This is a genomic window from Synechococcus sp. PCC 6312 (assembly GCF_000316685.1).
Classification (GTDB): domain Bacteria; phylum Cyanobacteriota; class Cyanobacteriia; order Thermosynechococcales; family Thermosynechococcaceae; genus Pseudocalidococcus.
The window spans coordinates 472,089-489,588 of record NC_019680.1 but is presented as its reverse complement, the minus strand read 5'-3'; the positions used below and the strand labels follow the sequence as shown (position 1 = coordinate 489,588).

Sequence of the window (17,500 nt, the reverse complement as noted above, 5' to 3'; positions counted from 1 at the left end):
CAAGCCTGGTGGGGGTATCTAAAACCAAGCTGTTGAGAAGGTGACAAATTTGGCCCTTAACCTGCCTGACCAGGCCCGCTGGGAACTGGATCAACAATGGCGACAAACCACAGAAACCTTAGCCTACTGGTGGACTCAATTTCTGAGTGCCCCCCAATCCGACTCTCAAACTGATCTGAACTGGCTTGAACCCTTGGCAAAATTGCTGGCGGTGCTGTTAGTGGGGTTAGTGTTGGGGGTCGGTGTTTTTCGTCTGGGGCAGTGGTTGTGGCGAAAATGGCAAAAGCAGCAGGCGACTCTCACCAACGGAGACTTAGTTGCAACTCCCGCCTCCCAGTCCGTTCAAGCATGGTTACGCCAGGCCCAGGCAGCCCAAGCCCAAGGAGATTATGGGGGAGCCTGTCGTGCCTATTACATGGCCTTAATTTTCCGCTTGCGGGCAGTCAATTGGCTGAATCGGGGCGAAGCATTTACCAACGGCGAATATTGGCAGGAACTAGAGGTGGCCTGGGCCTTGGGACACCATCCCCCCCGCCTACGACAGCCAATCCAGCAATTATTCCAGACCCACTCCCGGCTTTATTATGGGGCTCAAGACATTTCCCAAGAAACCATGGCCCAATGCCGAGAGGCCTATTTTCAAGTCGAACCAGACCTAATTAAGCCCCCAGCACCGGAGAAGAGAACCGAAACTAATCCAAGCCATTTATGAGCCGCGCTGATCCCAGGCCTGGGCCGCATCGGCGAGGGCTTGATCCACAGTTTTTTGCTTTAACATCGCCGCCTGGATATTTTCATAGAGGGCTTTTTGGAGTTGCTTCACATCTTTAACGGCTGGAATTAAGATGGTGGCTTGGTTCATCTGTTTGGCACTGACCGCTCTAGCTCTTTGAATTGGGGTAGCATCCGGGGGTAAATTCGTGAAATAGGGATCCCCCAGGGCCGCCACAGTCGAGGGTAAAACATTGGCAGCTTTGGCAAATTCCAGTTGATTTTGATCACTGGTGACAAACAGAGCAAACTTAAGGGCTAATTCGGGCTGTTTCGTGTCTTTGGGAATAACCAGATTCATGGCAGCAACACTTTTTTTGCCCGTCTCACCCGTAATTTGGGGGCTGCTTCGGGAAACTTTGGCAATGCTTGGGGCATTAATTTCCACTGTGTTTAAAAACTCTGGACTGGAGAGTAGGATCGCCGTTTGCCCGGCCTGGTACAGTTCAATCCCTTGGCGATGGCCCTCCGTGAGAATCTGAGGGGGTAATAAATCCTGTTGATATAAATCGACCCAAAACTGGACTGCGGCTTTGCCCACCGGACTATTGAAGGCAGCTTTGCCCCCGGCATCCACCAGCTCCACCCCCATCTGCACTAAAGACTCCATCAATTCAGCCGAATCTTCTGGAACAACAGTGATGAAAAAGGCATATTTCCCCGTTTTGGCTTTGATTTGGCGCGCGGCCTGGGCCAGTTCGGCAAAGGTTTGGGGCGGTTGGCTAATCCCGGCCTGGGTTAGAAGCTCTTGGTTATAGATTGTAATTCGGGAGGTGAGATACCAAGGCAGTCCAAAACTTTGACTATTAAGCGTTAATGCATCCCAAATTTTTGGCAGATATGCCGCTTGTTCCGAGGCCGTGACGCGTCCATTTAGGTCTAACCAGGCCTTGCGCGCCGCCAACTGGGAAGCAAAATCTGGATTGAGATTCACCACATCGGGGGCCGTTCGGGCCGAAACCGCCGTCAGAATTTTACTTTGCATCGCCGTCCAAGGCACATCCACCCAGCGCACCTTCACCCCAGGATGCTCCTGTTCAAAGGTAGCAATGAGTCGATTGAAGTAGTCCGTAAACTTCGGCTTCAGTTGCATGGTCCAAAATTCAATCTGTGGCCCGGTGGTCGGCGGTGGCCCAAAGCAACTGGGGAGAAGGGTCAAGCTCATGCCCAGCAGAACAAAACAGAACCAACGACAGAAGCGATTTCGGAACAAGGGGGCCATGGAGAATCTCACCAAGAAACGGTTTGGGGGACTGGCTTGAGCGGCAAATGCTTAACAAATCGCAGCATAATGATCACGATTCTACAGGAGTCAGATCAGGCCTAGGTTAAGTATCCTTGTAATGGGTTTTTAGGATGAATTCATTTATACTCCCGGAGTTTCGAGAATAGCCTTTTTATATTTACGAGTGAATTGCTATGACCATTCCCCAACAAGGATTAGTTGTTAACCCAGGCCAAGGGCGAGCCTATTATTTTGGCTTAGATCTCTATATCTTCAAGGCTATTGGTGAAGAAACCGGCCAGGCCTATGCCCTTTGTGAAGCCATTATTCCGCCCCAAGGAGGTTCCCCGCCCCATCGCCACCACCGCGAAGACGAAGCATTTTACATTCAAGAGGGTGAAGTTGAATTTCTTTTAGATGATGCCACTGTGATTGCGACGCCGGGGACATTTCTTCATTCCCCCAAAGGACAAAAACATTGCTTCACCAACAAGACAACGACCACAGCCAAGATGCTGATTTGGGTGACTCCGGCGGGTTTTGAGCGGTTTATGGCGGAGGTGGGGCGGCCAGCAGATAGCGTAATCACTCCTGGGGGTGAATTAAGTCCGGCTGATTTGGAGAAACTTTTGGCGACGGCTCCCCAATATGGCATTGAAATTATTCCACCAGGTATTTAACTCAAGGTTTCCGAGAATTTTTTGGGGTTTGAGGGTCGCTTCGGGCGAGGCAGCTATCCGCTTGGCATTACTTTCTCAGCTAGGCAGATTATGCTAGAGTCGAGAAAATTTTGCTGCGGCTGTCTCCTATGACTGTGCAAGTTCCCGCTTTTTTGCGAACTACGGTTGCCCCGGATACCCCGGCCTGGGTGAAAATTGCCAATTGGATTTTCTTTGGTGTCATTGGCCTGGGGATTATTGCTTTTGCCACCTATTTATTTACTTTTCGGCAAACCATCAGCCTCTATGGGCCGTTTCTTTTGCGGGCAACAATTACCACCGTTTTGATTGCGATTTGTAGCATCATCTTGGCCGTACTTTTGGGCGCAATTGGGGCCTGGGGTAAGCTATCCGGCGGAAAAATCCCCCAATCCATTGCCACGGTTTATGTGGAATTTATTCGCGGCACACCCACTCTAGTCCAGATGTTGATTTGGGGCTTTGGTGTCGGTGGGCTACTCTCCCAAGTGGGTTTTGATCCCCGCCAAATTGCCTTTAATGTCATGACGGTCTTGCAAAGTAATAGTCTCGTTTCGCCGCTGTTTAACTTTATTTTTTACGGGATCATTGGCCTGGGATTCAACTATGGGGCTTACCTGACAGAAGTGTTCCGCTCCGGGATTACCACCATTGATAAAGGACAAACAGAAGCTGGCTTAAGTTTGGGGATGACGGGCCGACAAACCATGCGCAGAATTATTATTCCCCAAGGTTTAGCTTTGATCATTCCTCCATTTACGAATAATTTTATTACCCTGATCCAAGATTGCGCCTTACTTTCAGTAATCGGTGTGCCAGAATTGCAAAACATGACAAATTCCTTTGCTAACCCGATTACAGATGGTGATACAAAGCTGTTTGTCTATGTCTTAGGGGCCTTGTTCTACCTCAGCCTTTGCTATCCCCTTTCCCTACTGGCCCGTTACCTAGAGCGGCGGATGTCCCAGGGCCTGGCCTAGAAGATCATTTGAATCCCTAGGCTTGATCCCGCTCAAACTTGCTATACAAAGTCATAACGACTATGATTAAGGGGAGCGTAATAGAATCTTGTCGTCAGGTTGCGTTCTTTGCCCCAGGCCAGGCCCCAATGAACTATTGCGCTACTCCCATAGAATTAGGTGAGGACAGATTTAACGGGCATTGTTACTGAAGATTTGAACTTTAAGGAGAACTGCTATGGTCGCTACCCTGACTAAACCTGCCAACGCTGTGGTTGCCACCCTCAACCGCCAACAAGCTAATGCCTTGGTTGCTTACCTCAACTACAAAAAATATCATTGGCTCACCTTTGGCCCTCTCTTTCGGGATTTACATTTGTTATTTGAAGAACAGGGGGGTGAAGTCTTTGCCAGCTTGGATGAATTGGCCGAGCGCAGCTTGATGTTGGATGGTCAGCCGATTGCGGATCCGGCCGACTACATCCCTGCCGCCACCGTCAGCCCTTCCCAAGGGGAGTTGAACCCTAAAGCCATGCTCAGTGAGGCGATTGCTACCCATGAACTGATCATTGGGGAAATGCACGAGGATGCAGAAGTTGCCACTGCGGCCGGCGATATTGGCACAGCAGATCTCTATACTCGGCTTGTCCAAGTCCATCAAAAACACCGCTGGTTCCTGAAGGAATTTTTGGCCAAAGGGGATGGCCTGGTGAGCTAAGGTTGAGAGTGCGGGGCCTGGGACTTGACCAGATTAAATCATCTCTGGCTTCCAGGCCAGGCCGTTTTATTTTTGCTACCCTAACTTCTGATGAGCCAAACTGGCAATCTCTCCCGCCGTAAAAATGCCTCTCGCCAGATCTTGATTTGGTTGTTTGGCCTGGGAGTTTTGTTAGGGGTGGCCTTGATGATTATGGCGTTGGCTCCATCAGGAAAAGCGGGTTCAAGTCTGGATCGCTCACCTTGGGGAACGAGTGAGTTTTATCAGTATCTTCAGCAACAGGGAAATCAACCCACCGCAATTCAACGCTGGCAACGGGCTTATAAAAACCTATCCGGTCGCAATCAAGTTCTCTTGCAAATTACCGATCAGCCGCGATGGCAAGATCCCTGGAGTTTAGATCCGGATATTGAAAAATGGCTGGCCCAAGGAAATACCCTGATCCGCCTGAATTGGGGGGGCGTAGTTAAAAGTCCAGATGCCCAAACACGCTTGGCAACCCCCCAAGGCCATGTGAGGGTAGATACACGGCGGCGGGTAGATTTCCAGAACAATTTAGAGGCTTTCGACCTTGGCCAAGCAGTAATGGTTCTTGGGGATGATGCTGGAGCCGTGGCCTGGTCGATCCAAACAAAAGCAGGCGGAAAAATCTTTGGGGTTTATCCTTGGCTTGTGGCTAATGCCTATAGTGGTTCAAATTCGGCTAACTTTGCTTATTTTGCCGCACTAGCCCAGGCCAAGGGTGAGAAAATTTGGTTTGATGAATGGTTACATGGTTATCGGGTTAAAGATTCTCAGGAAGCGTCTGAAGGCAGTTATGGCACTATCTGGGATTATTTACGCCGCACCCCTTGGCTGTTAGTCCTAATCCAGGCCATTGTGCTGGGAGTTATCATAATCTGGGGTAAAAATCACCGCCTGGGTTCCTTGACTCAAGCCCACGAAACCACCCAGGCCAATAGTGAGCAGTATATTCAAGCACTGGCGGGAGTACTCCATCAAGCCCAGCATCATGATTTTGTCCAGGCCCAACTGAGTCAACGCTTCCGAGAAGAACTAGCCGAGAAATTAGGCTTACGGGGGGCCTGGTCAGGACATCAACAGATTTTCAGTGATCAGGAATTAGCCCAGGCCTGGAGTTTACAAACCGGGCAGGATCCAGGGAAGTTGTTATTGGTGCTTGGCCCGGTTCCCGAAAAATTGAGTGAACAGGAACTATTAATTTGGCTCAATCAGGTGGGGAGGATAGTCCAAGGCCTGGGTTAATTGAGGAGAGAAACTGAAGCCTTCTTGCGCCAATAAACCCAGGAGACTGAACGGGGACTAAATTTGTCTTGTCCCAATCAGGAGAAAATATTGTGATCTTGAATCATGTCTGGTAAGTTCATCAACAACCTTAAAGCCTGAACAAGGCAGTTGGGATATGCGTTTTGATCAAGATTACTGACTAACGGCACGACGAAAGTATTTTAGTAAATCCTGTTGCGGCACAACCCAGCATAATTCTTGACGTTGCAGCGACTTAACGAGAACAACCTCTTGGCGTAGGGCCGCAATTACAAAGGGTTCCGAGCGAAAATACAGGGTTTCACCGACTTCAAAGCTAGGTTGGATTCGGGGCATAAGGCTCGCTAACATACAATCTATTTTCTGAAAGGACTTAGGAAGTCAATGGTAAAGCAGTCTTTAGCCTACCACTGTCTATACTTTGCCCCATTACAGGGGTGAGAGTCTTCCCCCGTCTAGGTGAACTTAGCTCCTCTGTTTGGGGTAAGCTGGATTGCTTTGTCTTTAATTTTTGATAGATGGATGGGGCCTGTGCGCTGGAGCTACGATTTAGTGATTATTGGCAACTCTCTGGCGGCGATTCAGGGGGCTATTTGGGCTGCCACAGTTTGTCGGGTTGGCTTAGTGATTGGGGCTAGTGGGCAATTAGACGTTGATGGTTTCATTCTCGCCCTCGAAACATTGCCCGCATCCCTAGAACTAAGCCAAAAACACCTCTGGATTAAAGGACATTTAAGTCGCTGTCAGGAGCGATATTCCCTCGGAACCTTAGCCCAGGCCGGGGTGGATGTAATTCAGGGCAATGGGTCTTTTGAAAAAATTTCCGGCTCTGGCCCACTGAACTATGTGGTTGGGAACGATTATCTCCAGGCCCCCGCCTTTATCTTGGTGGATCGACCCCTTTCGTTGGTAATCAACCAATGCCCCACATCTCCAGACCGTCTCCTGCAATTTCTCGCCGAGTCGCCCCCGCCTTTGATTCATGTTCCTGGTCAACAGCTTGCCGACTTAGGGTTGGTCAGGCTTTGCCGGCAGTTGGAGATCCCGGTGGCCTGGGGAGGAGATTTACGTCAGCTTTTGCCCCATGAGGATCCCCTGGTGATTGCTTGGTTAGCGGTGGACTTGGAGAAGGGCAACTCCCAGGCCCAGAACTGCCCAGAAACACCCCTTAAGCTGGCTACTACCCTAGAACCAGTGCATCAAGGCTTGACTCGTCTCAACCTCTCAGACCTGGCAACAATGGCTGGGCCGATTAACGTTAATCCCAATCTCCAAACAGCACAGCCGCAGATCTATGCCTGTGGCTCTTGGTTAGGGGGCTATGACCTCCCGATGATCACGCGGGCAGAAGTCAAGTATTTAATCCAAGGGTTGATCCCACGGTCACAGCAACAGCCCCTCAACTACAAAACTCTGCCTTGGTGGTTCCCATCCCCAATGCCCATTGCCCGGATCGGTTGGCATTCCCAAAAGGCACAAAGAGCATTTTCACAGGAGATTTATACCTATCCGGTTCAAGCAGAACATTTTGGCTTGGGTTATGGACAAATTGTCGTGAACGCCAATCAGCGCCTGCTGGGGGCCACACTCTGGGGAGAGGGGGCAATTGCTGCGGTTAGAACCCTTGGTCTGGGAATCGAAACGACCTCGGCTCAGGACTGTTTAGCCGCCGCCGGTTGGGAAGTTGCGATCCATCCCCGCCAACACCAGGCTATTTGAACAACTGACTAATCGGCTTTTAGTAACTCCAGCCCCCGCCCCCAGTCCTGAGGCACAATCCCGCCATCCCCTGCGGCAATTTCCAAGGTTTTTTGAACCGCGGCGGGCCATTTCAAGGCCTGGACACAGAGTTGAGCCACATCCTGGCGACTGACTTTTCCGGCTAAGGTATCCCCTTGGGACATGATCAGCGGTTGTTGCCCGGTTGCTTCAGTTAAGGCCGTGGGGCGAATGATGGTATAGGGAATCCCACTCTGGCGAATCAATTCTTCTCCCCGGAATTTCCAGGTCAAAATGCCTCCCAGTTGCTCACTTAGGCGAACAATCGGGCGGGGATCGGTGGCTGCTTCTGGGGTGCCTGGTCGGGTGGCTCCGGCAGAACTCACCATAATCCAGCGGGGGAGGGGGTGATGATCTAGATAAGCGCTGATGGTTTCAAGTTCTAGGGCAAAGGGGCCGGGCTGGAAGTGAGGATTGAGCCCACCATCATATTCAAACTTACTGAGCATTAACTGAAGAGAATAAACCGTTGTTGGCTCAAAAGGAGGCGCAGCAGGATTGCGCTTGGCTCGGAACACTGGAGTTAACTGCTCAAAGGGAATTTTGAGAGTTTGCCACTGATCCGCCACCGTATCAAAGGAAAAGGCATAACCAACTCCATCCCAGGCCGGGGAACTCCTGATAAAAAATTTATAGCGTTGCCCATCTCCCTTGAGGCGTAACTGGATGCCCTCAAAGCGACTTAAATCTAGGGGAGGTTGGAAGTTCTTAGTTCTGATGGACACAAAGCCACCAGAATTGGCAGTCGAAACCACTCCCGTAAACAGGGCAGAGGTGGTTAATATCCGTAAGCCACTTTGACTCACGCCGCCCATGACCACATCATCTAAGGCTCCCCAGAGTTGGGCATTGGCTTCATTGGGCGGACAAAAATCAAAAATAATCCGCTGGCCAGAAGTTGCCTGAAAATGGGGTTGGGCTAGGTTTAAGAGATTTTGAATGCCTTGATATTCCACTTGTTCCGGGGTGGCTTCGATTAGGGCTGGCTCATAATAAGTCGTGCCTTCGGTGTACTTGGCTTCACGGTTTTCAGGATTAGCGGGACGAACAATCGCACCCAAACAGGAAATGACGGCATCCACATCGGTCAATAAATCAGCAGGTAAACTCTCGGCCTGGGTTACATCGCCCACCATTAGGGTTAACTGGGCCTGCTGGGCTGGGGACAGAGTTGAAGTTCCTAAGATGTCATTGGCCCGGGCCGGGTTGCGCACTAGGGCTTTGACTCGATACTGCTGCGCTAATAATAATGCCACGACCCGCCGCCCAAGATTGCCCGTAGCTCCGAGGACTAAGACGGTTGATTGGGGCGTATTCGATATGGGCTGTAATTCTGGGGGTAAAAAGGGAGTCAACCAGGCCGGCCACTGACTAAGACTGCCTACCAATGGGAGGGTTTCTATGAACGACCTAGGGTCGATAAAAAAAGCCAAGGTTTGGGTAAAGCGGCCCAAGTCCCAGGCCTGGGGAGATGGGGGATTGTCTTGCTCTGTGGGGGATGCCATAAAGTTTACCGATGAGTGGGAAAAATTCACAATTGGAACACGGCTGCGGCTTGAATTTCGGGAGGGGCTGAGGCATCTAAGGTAACAAGTTTGCTCCCAGGAGGCTAACCCCGCATCACCTCATAACAAAACCAGTTCTTTGCGAGCCGCCTGCACTTCTAAGTACAACAAGAGGGCATTAATATCGGCTGGGTTAACGCCACCAATCCGACTGGCCTGGCCAATGGTGAGGGGCCGCACCTGCATTAATTTTTCCCGTGACTCTTTGGCTAGGGTTTCAATCTGGTTATAGTCCAAATCTGGGGGAAGTTTGCGGTTTTCTTGGCGGGCCACATGATCAATTTGCCGTTGTTGGCGCTCAATATATCCGGCATATTTAATCGCAATTTCCACCCCTTCTTTCACCGCCCGATCCAACGTGACATCTCCCAGGCCATACCGTTCTAAATCCTGATAGTGAAATCCCGACCGCCGGAGTAATTCTGCTAGGGTCATTGAACCTTTAATGGCGGAACCCGTGGCCTGGGTAATGGCTTGTCCCGCGGGGCTTTGCTCTTTAATCCGGGTTTGTTCGAGGCGTTGGGTTTCGGCCCGCATTTGGGTTTGTTTGGCTTGGTAAATGTCCCAGCGACGATCATCAATTAAACCAATCTCCCGGCCGAGGGGCGTTAACCGTTGATCAGCATTATCCGAGCGCAAAATCAAGCGATATTCCGAGCGGCTGGTCAACATCCGATAGGGTTCTCGCAAGTCTTTCGTACAGAGATCATCAATTAACGTGCCAAGATAGCTTTGTTCACGGGAAAAAATCACCGAGTCTTGTCCTTTAGCCAATCTCGCGGCATTAATTCCTGCCACTAATCCCTGGGCCGCTGCTTCTTCATAGCCCGTGGTGCCGTTAATTTGTCCCGCACAAAACAGGCCGTTAATTTTTTTCGTCATTAAGGTTGGGTAGCACTGGGTTGCGGGTAAATAGTCGTATTCCACAGCATAGGCCGGGCGCAACATGATGCAATGTTCCAGGCCTGGAAGTGTCCTTAAAAGCTCTAACTGCAAATTTTCAGGAAGTCCGGTGGAAAAGCCTTGAATATACAGTTCTGGGGTATCCCGCCCTTCTGGTTCAATGAAAATTTGATGACTGGCTTTATCGGCAAAACGGACAATTTTATCTTCAATACTCGGGCAATAGCGCGGGCCTTTGGCATCGACCCAACCCCCATACACTGGCGTTAAGTGCAAGTTATCCCGAATCAGTTGGTGGGTGGCTGCCGTGGTGTGGGTCAGATAGCAGTTGAGTTGTTCCCGCTCGATCCAGGCCTGGGGGTCAAAACTAAACCAGCGCACCTGATCATCTGGGGGTTGTGCTTCCATCTGGTCATAGTCAACGGAGCGTTTATCCACCCGCGCTGGAGTTCCGGTTTTCAATCGCCCAATTTCAAAGCCCAGGTTTTTTAGGGTATCCGTCAGTCCCTCTGCCGCAAATTCCCCGGCCCGGCCCGCTGCCATGGATTTATTCCCGACCCAGATGCGCCCACCGAGAAAGGTTCCGGTTGTTAAAACCACGGCCTGGCAACCAAAGGCGACCCCAAAATAGGTTTGCACCCCTTGAATCTCATCATTGGGGCCAAGGACTAGATCCGTCACCATCCCCTCGCGGACTAAGAGGTTGGGTTCATTTTCGACAATTTGCTTCATCAGAGCCGCATATTCCCGTTTATCGGTTTGTGCCCGTAATGCCCAGACCGCTGGCCCGCGAGAATTATTCAAAAGGCGCTTTTGCAGATAGGTACGATCTGTCATCCGCCCAATTTCGCCCCCCAAGGCATCCACTTCATGCACCAGTTGGGACTTGGCTGGCCCTCCCACGGCTGGATTACAAGGTTGCCAAGCAACTTTATCGAGGTTGAGGGTTAAGAGAAGGGTTTTACAGCCCAAACGCGCTGTTGCCAGAGCCGCTTCACAGCCAGCATGGCCAGCCCCAACCACAATCACATCAAAGGAATCTTGCCAGGCCGGTTGAGACATTTTAAGCACTCGCATTTCACTGAGAAAAAAATTTGCTAGCTTGAGCCAGTCTATCTGATGATTGATGATCGACCATCAATATTTGCATAAACTCTTGAGTCATCTGATTCACCTTGACCGCATAAGCTTTCTGAAATAGCTCATCTTTTTGGCAAGCTTCCTGGTCAATCGGCTGGATCATTTCGGCATACAAATTATCATCACCAGAAATGAAAACCCAGAAATCCCGCCCTGCATATTCATAATAATTCTTTTCTGAATCAGAGCTAGTTCAGACTGTATCCACACCACTTTTGACTCAATCACCGGCTATAGTGCTACTTCTTTAGGACTCCTATGGGGACAAGTCAGACAATGCTTTACGGACAGTCTTTTGAAGATTTCGAATCTCTCAGAACAGGCTGCGTAACGCTATAAATCAAAGGTTTTGGCCTTAAACAGATAGGGATGCTTTCTCTTCCATAGACATCTGCAAGAATCCGATAAACGTTGCTGGGCAAGAGGATGATCCCCGTTCTGCCAGATCAAGAGTCGTCCGTAACGGGAACTCCGGGAATCAATCGCCCGATCCATGGCCCGATCAATGGCCTGGAAGAGGGAGGGTAAATCTACCATCAAGGGTCACTCATAGGCTCTGACCGGACGCGGACTGAATCGAGTCACGAGAACCTTAAAAACCTGGGTCAAAGTTCCCTAATAGGCCGGTAGCCACTCTTCCCCACGGGTCAAGCGAATTTGGGCAATGGTAAAAATTGTCGGAATAATCCGCCCATAGTTGGTTGCAATGGCCCGCCACCCGAGATCCGCAATGAACCAAATCCAAAGGGCAGTACTAAAACACACCAGGGCACTGCGGGCAACGGCAAAGCGAGTTATTCCTAAAGTGGCCCCCTGAGCAGAAAAGAGTCCCCGGGTAAATTGCTGGCCGGTGAGTTGGAGGGCAAATTGGCGTGTGACCTGTTGGACAATTAACCGCCGCATCAGCGAACTCATGGCAATGGCTGCACTGCCTTCCAGTAAGAGGCGAATATTTTGGAGGGTAAAGTCTGGGTGCTGGGCCAGTTGGGGCAAGGACTTTTGGACTTCCTTACTCATCACTTGACGGTCTTGGTCTGGAAGTTTGGCCCACATCCGTTGCAAGAGGGCGAGAAAAATTTCCGATTCCAATTCTGAGGTTGTCCAACTGGGGCGAAAGGGAATCTTGAGATACCGACAGACGCGCATTAAGGTTTGCCGATAACTGATCGTTTGGCTTTGACCTTTGAGAACCGTCATACCATCGGCGGCCAGAAAGCGGAATCGTTGCTCAATGGCATCTAACCAGCAGTCGCGATCTTGGGCTTGGACAGTAATCGGGTCGGGGGTATGAAAGTAATCCCAGGGATTTAGTTTGCGTTGGAATAGAATTTCGGTCAACTCTTGGAGTTCCTGCTCCGTGGCTAACTCGAGGGCTGCCCTGAGTTCATCCATGTTTTTCTCCCGCAGATACTCCTAAGTCACCTCGTATCATGACGATTATAAGGGATTGTTGCAAATCTGCCCCTTGACAGTTGCCACAGGAATGAACTGTTCTAGGAACGGAGATTGTGGGTCGTGGCATAGTTGACGATGTTGCGAATCGCATTTTGTAGCGCGGATAGGCCGACTTGATTGCGATCCATAATGGCTAGGGTATAAATTTCCCCCTTAACTTTGAAGGCCAAGACCGTCCCCAAGACCAAGGAATTTTGTCCTGTTTTTTCCCCGATCCACTCGGCCTGGGTACTTTTCAAGGCCTTAAAGCCAATCTCTCGGTCAGTTTGCTGGGCTAGGACTGTTTGGAGGAACGGGGCATGGGGCAGTTGGTTTTGGTAGATTTTGCCCATCAACTGGCTGAGTTCCTGCATACTGCTACCGTTGGATTGTCGTCCTAGGTTCGCAGGCTGCCGACTTTGGCCAACCAATTTTGAATAAATTTTAATGGTCTTAAATCCATACCCCTGCATGACTCGGTTGATATAGTCCCAACCCAAAGTATCCATGAGTTGATTGGGGGCAATATTACTACTGCGGCTAATCATTTGACCAATCACGGTTTTCAGAGGATAACGTTGCCCAACCCGGATGATGGAGGCATCTTCGGTATTATTCTGGGGCTGAATGGCGAAGGGATGCTCTAGAGAATACTGATGTTCTTGGGCCCAATGTAAAGTAACAACTGCTAAGGGAAGTTTAATCAGACTGGCGGCACTATCTGGAACAATATCCCCCCGGAGTGAGTAGCATTGGCCATTGGGGCTGCATAAACTAACGGCGGCATTGTTGCTGAGACCAGCACTTTTGGCGAGGGGAATTAAAAATCTTGATTGCTGTTGTGCAAATTGATGCTGAACCCGTTGCAACTGCTGTTGAGAATCTTCTGTTTTGGCCTGGGCCTGGGAAAACATAAGAGACTGATGGGGAACAGTCTTGAGGGTTGCAATAGTCTGTTGCCAACTATCCTTAGCCTGCTTCAGTTGTCCCCTTTGCACCGCGTTCATGGCTGCCTGGCTAAAGTTAAGAGCTTGATCCCAAGATTGCTGTGCTTGTTGCTCCATACTGAGGCGTTGACTCACCCAACGGACTGCTTGCTGAGTAGTTTGGTATTTAGCAGCCAAGGTTTCCCGTTCATCAATAGCAATTGGAGAGGCATTAACAAGGGATTGATATAAAGTGGCTTGCTCTTGACTCAGTTGACTATGGGCAGCAATTACCTGGGTGATGGAGTGTAAGCCAAGCCAGGCTGGGGGTGGGGGAGTGGGGTCAAGACTCTCCTGTTTTAGATGCAGAAGTTGGGGAATCGTCACAAACTCATAACCCTGTTTTTTAAGGACGGTTAGAATCCCTGGCAGGGCCTGGATCATCGCCTGTCTGGGGCCACCGCCATCATGAAGCAAGACAATCCCCCCCGGCCGGGTTTGCTGGAGGACAGCGGCTTTGATTTGGGCAGGAGAACGGCCGGGTTGCCAATCCCGCGAATCCACCGACCACATTAAGATTGGGAGTTGCTGGGTTTTGGCATAGTCCACCAGGCCATTGTTGAGGCGGCCCCCTGGCGGACGAAACCAGTAATTCTTAACTCCTGTCACCGCTTGGATGATCTGATCAGTACGCGTAAATTCTGTGGCGGCGGCTTGGGGTGAAAATTGCTGATACCGATGAGACCAACTGTGGTTAGCAATGGTATGTCCTTCCTCAACAATTTTGGCGGCAATGTTGGGGTACTTCTGAACGCTGCGGCCAATCACAAAAAATGTGGCCTTAGCCTTGTGTGCCTTGAGGATGTTTAGAACTTGTAAGGTTTGGGGTTGATCTGGGCCATCATCAAAGGTGAGGGCAACAACTTTATGCTCCGGTGGCAAGCTAACTTGATTGATAGTTTTCCCTCGAAATGGGGGCGGCGGGACTAGATCAACCTGAGGGGATGGGAGTGGATAACGGCGGTTAACATCGGATGCAATGGTGGTGATTAGATCACGGATTTGAGTCGAATTGGCCGGAGGTGCCGACTGAATCCAGGTCGTTGGGGATAACCACCACAGGCCAGTGGCGAGAGCAAATAACAGGCCCAAGCTGGAAACAAATAGGCCAACCCCAGGATCTTGCTCAACCTTGGCCTGGGGAACTGCGGTGAGAGGATTCACTAAACAGACTGGCTCTGGTGCGGGGGCGGCTTTGCCCACTGGACTTAAAGAAACAGGGGTGGCTATTTTGGGCTGAATGCGGACTCCCCAGGCCGGTGCTTCTTCCCCCGCTTCTCGTCCATACACTTCAAGGCCTGGAGGTAGGGCAACGGTTTGAAAAAATTTTTGTAATGTTTGCAAGGACTGGCGGCGATCGGGAGGCTCCGGCGCTTCTAATAAAATCCGCCACCGATCCGGTTGGTAGGCAATGCGGGCCGTTATGGCTTGGGGGGCAAAGATTTGGCTCAAGACTTGGGCTAATTCTTGGGGATTATTTATCCCGATAGAGTCAGTCGCGATGGTCATTGCCCGCCCCTTGTCCCGTTCACACCATGACACTTAGAAAATTATGTGGTTAGAACGTAGCATGGTTTTTCAGACCAGACTGGGGCAGACTATTCCAGTTTTTGGGCTGGCTGGGGGGCTGGCTGGCCTTGGATATCCCCTGTCGTGGGGGTGTGGATACAATAGGTGTTACGTCCTTGGGCCTTAGCTTGATAGAGGGCTTGATCCGCCGCCGTCAGTAAGAGGTCGAGGGCCTGGGTGGGTTGGGGAATCAGGGTTGCGATGCCAAAACTGAGGGTGAGGTGGGGGGCGATTGAACTAGCGGCGTGGGGAATGGCCAGGGTTGCAATGGCTTCTTGGATTTGTTCAACCACTTGGATAGCCCCGGCCTCTGGAGTATCTGGCAAGATCAGGGCAAATTCCTCGCCGCCATAACGCGTGGCCAAGTCCCCCGGCCGTTGTAACCCTGCCGCCAATTGTTGGGCAATCCGATAGAGGATGACATCTCCCTGTTGGTGGCCGTAGTGGTCGTTATAAAGTTTGAAATAGTCAATATCCACTAAAACTAGGCTGATGGGGGTTTGCTCTCGGGCCGCCCGTCGCCATTCTGCTAAGGAAATATCCGTAAACTGTCGCCGATTCCCAATTTGGGTTAAGCCATCTACATAGACGAGTTGCTGGAGTTCTTGATTGGCTTGGGCCAGTTGTTGATAAAGCTCGGCCTGATTGACCGCAATGGCTAAGGCTTCACCAATCCGTTGTAATAACAGAATCTCATCGGTGAGCCAAAGCCGGGGACTGTGACATTGATGGGCAATGAGTAACCCCCAAATTCGTTCATTTTGGTGGATGGAGACGACTAAATTCGCCCGGACATTTAGGTTTAGTAAAAGTTCCCGATGGCAGGGATGCAGCTTGGCCTGGTGGCTATCACTGATGGTGGCGGTATAACCCGATGTAAGTTTGCGACTGAGGTTGTCTAAAAAGCAGGGATCCTGAATAAACCGGCCGAGAATTGACTGCTCAGGATGGGCCAGGGATTCAACTTCGACAACCCCCAGGCCATTGGGCAAAAGACGAAAAACTAATACCCGGTCGGTTTGGAGAATTTGGCGGACATCATCGGCTGCACTTTGCATCACCTGGGTTAAATCCAGAGAGCGGCGAATATTTTGACTGATGGTGCTGATGAGTAACTCCCGTTGCAAATAGCGTTGGAGTAATTCTTCTTGGCGGCGTTGGGCGGTGACATCCAGGAGAATTCCACTCAGGATTGGTTGATCGGGTTCCCGCTGGCCCCGGTCTTGAATCCAAATTAGGGTTCCATTGCGATGGCGGCAGCGATATTCAACGACATAGGGTTGCTTTTGGAGGATTGCGCTTTGAATTTGGAGTTTGGCCCGCTCATAGTCCTCTGGCAGAATCAGGGAGGCCATTTCTCCAATCATGCCTGGCCGATAACCGCTGAGAGTTTCCCAATAGTCACTGGTATAGATCAACCTCCAGTCTGGCTCCAAACCGCGTTGATAGATAACCGCAGGGAGTTGACCCAGGAGCGTGTTGTACTGGAGTTCCCGTTGGGTAATGGCGGCGGTTAAGGCCTGGTGTTGGCTGAGGGAAGCGCGCAGTTCGCTGGTGGCCTGCTGGAGTTCGATTTGGAGCAGGTGAATGATCCAGCCCGCTTCTTGGCTATCAATGGCCCAGAGAATACTACTTTGGGTGACCAGGCCGGCCAGCTTTCCCTGTTCATTGACAATCACAATCCGCCGGACTTGATGCTGAGCCATGAGGGTATGAATCTGCCAAATGGAGTCCTGGGTTTGGGCGGTAATCACCGACGCATTCATACAGGCCTGGATCGGGAGAGTCGCAGAATTGGGAGTTTGTTGATAGTAGTTGAGAATATCTTGATCCGTGAGGATACCCAGGGGATAATCTGGTTCTGCTTCCCTGACCACCACCAAGCAGCTAATCTCTTCAGCCCCCAAGATGGCCGCCGCCTCTGCTAAAGATTGGGTTGGGCTAATCACCCGCACGTCCGACACCATAACTTCCTCGGCCCGCTTCAACTTCAGGAGATCTGTGGGTTCTAAGGTATTCCGAAAGTCTTGACGATTGAGAATGCCCTGCAACCGTCCTTGAGGATCGACAACGGGGAGAGCATTGCACTGAAACTGACGAAAAGCGTGCAAGACCTGCATCGGCTGATCAAGGGTTGCCAAGTTGAGATGGGTCTGGGCATCCCGCATGACATCAGCTACAGTTAATTCTGCTAAGGGTAGGGGGTGAGCAATCGCTTTGACCAGTTCCCGCTCGGTCACCAGGCCCCGATACATCCCATTCATGGGGTCAATTACGGGTAAGCAGTTGCCTTGGTCACGCCGAATGTGTTGCAAGGCCTGGTGCATGGTGGCTTGGGGGGTGATCGTTTGAACAGCCGTTTTCACCACCTGGAGAAGATTTGAGCCAGATGCAAGGGGCGGCGATAATGGGCTGATCATATTGTGTTACCCATTTGGGGCTGGACAGGAGTCAATCAAGGGGGAA

The 17,500-nt window shown here is 50.9% G+C and carries 14 protein-coding genes and 1 pseudogene; 6 read left to right on the top strand and 9 right to left on the bottom strand.

Going from position 1 to position 17,500, the window contains the following annotated elements; all coding sequences use genetic code 11:
* Positions 1 to 40: 40 nt before the first annotated feature.
* Positions 41 to 712 carry a DUF4129 domain-containing protein gene (locus tag SYN6312_RS02300; RefSeq protein ID WP_015123251.1) on the top strand — a complete coding sequence of 224 codons (672 nt, stop codon included), beginning with the start codon at positions 41 to 43 and terminating at the stop codon, positions 710 to 712.
* Here the strand turns inward: SYN6312_RS02300 and SYN6312_RS02295 are convergent.
* On the bottom strand, positions 707 to 1,993 hold the full coding sequence (locus SYN6312_RS02295) for a sugar ABC transporter substrate-binding protein (RefSeq protein ID WP_015123250.1): 1,287 nt from the start codon (positions 1,991 to 1,993) through the stop codon (positions 707 to 709). The two genes, SYN6312_RS02300 and SYN6312_RS02295, sit on opposite strands and share 6 nt — an antisense overlap.
* 197 nt (positions 1,994 to 2,190) lie before the next feature.
* Here SYN6312_RS02295 and SYN6312_RS02290 point away from each other — a divergent pair, with 197 nt between their 5' ends.
* The 4 genes from SYN6312_RS02290 (at position 2,191) to SYN6312_RS02275 (ending at position 5,637) form a co-directional block, all read left to right on the top strand.
* Entirely contained in the window at positions 2,191 to 2,676 is a 486-nt protein-coding gene (locus tag SYN6312_RS02290) for a cupin domain-containing protein (RefSeq protein ID WP_015123249.1), read from the top strand.
* 128 nt (positions 2,677 to 2,804) lie between these two features.
* Positions 2,805 to 3,674, top strand: coding sequence for an amino acid ABC transporter permease (locus SYN6312_RS02285; RefSeq protein ID WP_156804726.1), 870 nt, complete (start codon positions 2,805 to 2,807; stop codon positions 3,672 to 3,674).
* Positions 3,675 to 3,891: 217 nt separating this feature from the next.
* A complete protein-coding gene (locus SYN6312_RS02280) occupies positions 3,892 to 4,371 on the top strand; it encodes a Dps family protein (protein WP_015123247.1) in 480 nt (159 codons plus the stop codon).
* Positions 4,372 to 4,461: 90 nt separating this feature from the next.
* A complete protein-coding gene (locus tag SYN6312_RS02275; protein ID WP_015123246.1) occupies positions 4,462 to 5,637 on the top strand; it encodes a DUF4350 domain-containing protein in 1,176 nt (391 codons plus the stop codon).
* A gap of 174 nt (positions 5,638 to 5,811) precedes the next feature.
* Here SYN6312_RS02275 and SYN6312_RS02270 read toward each other — a convergent pair whose 3' ends face one another.
* Positions 5,812 to 5,994 (bottom strand): hypothetical protein, encoded by a 183-nt coding sequence (locus SYN6312_RS02270; protein ID WP_156804725.1) that lies wholly within the window; start codon positions 5,992 to 5,994, stop codon positions 5,812 to 5,814.
* Between the two features lie 186 nt (positions 5,995 to 6,180).
* Between SYN6312_RS02270 and SYN6312_RS02265 the strand changes: the two genes are divergently transcribed.
* Positions 6,181 to 7,377 (top strand): hypothetical protein, encoded by a 1,197-nt coding sequence (locus SYN6312_RS02265; protein ID WP_015123244.1) that lies wholly within the window; start codon positions 6,181 to 6,183, stop codon positions 7,375 to 7,377.
* Positions 7,378 to 7,385: 8 nt separating this feature from the next.
* Here the strand turns inward: SYN6312_RS02265 and SYN6312_RS02260 are convergent, their stop codons facing one another.
* From SYN6312_RS02260 to SYN6312_RS18115, 7 genes and pseudogenes are all read right to left on the bottom strand, one after another.
* Positions 7,386 to 8,942: a CIA30 family protein gene (locus SYN6312_RS02260; RefSeq protein ID WP_015123243.1), complete on the bottom strand. Its 1,557-nt coding sequence runs from the start codon at positions 8,940 to 8,942 to the stop codon at positions 7,386 to 7,388.
* Between the two features lie 120 nt (positions 8,943 to 9,062).
* Positions 9,063 to 10,967 carry a tRNA uridine-5-carboxymethylaminomethyl(34) synthesis enzyme MnmG gene (mnmG, locus tag SYN6312_RS02255; RefSeq protein ID WP_015123242.1) on the bottom strand — a complete coding sequence of 635 codons (1,905 nt, stop codon included), beginning with the start codon at positions 10,965 to 10,967 and terminating at the stop codon, positions 9,063 to 9,065.
* A 16-nt stretch (positions 10,968 to 10,983) separates the two neighbouring features.
* Positions 10,984 to 11,214: pseudogene (locus SYN6312_RS19265) on the bottom strand (PmeII family type II restriction endonuclease); the annotation flags it as partial.
* A 164-nt stretch (positions 11,215 to 11,378) separates the two neighbouring features.
* On the bottom strand, positions 11,379 to 11,582 hold the full coding sequence (locus tag SYN6312_RS02250; protein ID WP_015123241.1) for a hypothetical protein: 204 nt from the start codon (positions 11,580 to 11,582) through the stop codon (positions 11,379 to 11,381).
* Between the two features lie 78 nt (positions 11,583 to 11,660).
* Entirely contained in the window at positions 11,661 to 12,437 is a 777-nt protein-coding gene (locus SYN6312_RS02245) for a YaaW family protein (RefSeq protein WP_015123240.1), read from the bottom strand.
* A gap of 101 nt (positions 12,438 to 12,538) precedes the next feature.
* Positions 12,539 to 14,974 (bottom strand): polysaccharide deacetylase family protein, encoded by a 2,436-nt coding sequence (locus SYN6312_RS18120; RefSeq protein ID WP_015123239.1) that lies wholly within the window; start codon positions 14,972 to 14,974, stop codon positions 12,539 to 12,541.
* An 89-nt stretch (positions 14,975 to 15,063) separates the two neighbouring features.
* Positions 15,064 to 17,454 (bottom strand): diguanylate cyclase domain-containing protein, encoded by a 2,391-nt coding sequence (locus SYN6312_RS18115; RefSeq protein ID WP_015123238.1) that lies wholly within the window; start codon positions 17,452 to 17,454, stop codon positions 15,064 to 15,066.
* Between the last annotated feature and the right edge of the window lie 46 nt (positions 17,455 to 17,500).